The following is a 707-nucleotide window of genomic DNA, read 5'->3' on the forward strand; positions in this document are numbered from 1 at the left end:
ATAATAACCAAAATAATTAAATTTATTTAAAAATAAATTTGTAGACAGTGTATAGTGCAAAAATAAACAAAAAAATTATTTATTCAACTCACATAAAAGCTAGTGTGCCTTAGCTAAGATATATGATCGATTATAATAAATATTAAAATCCTTTAACCATAACACGGAAAAAGTTTAATATTTTAATAATACAAAATATAGCAAATGGAATTAATATAATTCACGCTTCACCTAAAAAAACCATTATCTCAGGTAAAATATTTGTTATACCTTCTTTAACTTTTCATAATGCACTAGTCAAACCTGTTCAAATAAGTGCAAAAATAAACAAAAAAATTATTTATTCAACTCACATAAAAGCTAGTGTGCCTTAGCTAAGATATATGATCGATTATAATAAATATTAAAATCCTTTAACCATAACACGGAAAAAGTTTAATATTTTAATAATACAAAATATAGCAAATGGAATTAATATAATTCACGCTTCACCTAAAAAAACCATTATCTCAGGTAAAATATTTGTTATACCTTCTTTAACTTTTCATAATGCACTAGTCAAACCTGTTCAAATACCAGTCATACCCTCAGTCATAGTTTTAGGTGTAGGTGCTTTGTTAAAAAATTAAACGCTGTTGTTAAATACATACCTAACATTATTTATTACTCTCCTTTCTTTCAATTTCTTTTTTATCTTTTTTCTTTCC

The 707-nt window shown here is 24.3% G+C and carries 2 protein-coding genes and 1 pseudogene; all 3 read right to left on the minus strand.

Going from position 1 to position 707, the window contains the following annotated elements; translation table 4 throughout:
• Window positions 1-142: 142 nt before the first annotated feature.
• A complete protein-coding gene (locus tag C6B38_RS06350; protein WP_233485607.1) occupies window positions 143-331 on the minus strand; it encodes a hypothetical protein in 189 nt (62 codons plus the stop codon).
• Between the two features lie 72 nt (window positions 332-403).
• Entirely contained in the window at window positions 404-595 is a 192-nt protein-coding gene (locus C6B38_RS06355; RefSeq protein ID WP_105298815.1) for a hypothetical protein, read from the minus strand.
• A 61-nt stretch (window positions 596-656) separates the two neighbouring features.
• A pseudogene (locus tag C6B38_RS12400) lies at window positions 657-707 on the minus strand (hypothetical protein); the annotation flags it as partial.

Origin of the sequence: Spiroplasma sp. ChiS (genome assembly GCF_002968355.1) — a bacterium.
GTDB classification, from domain to species: Bacteria; Bacillota_I; Bacilli_A; order Mycoplasmatales; family Mycoplasmataceae; genus Spiroplasma; species Spiroplasma citri.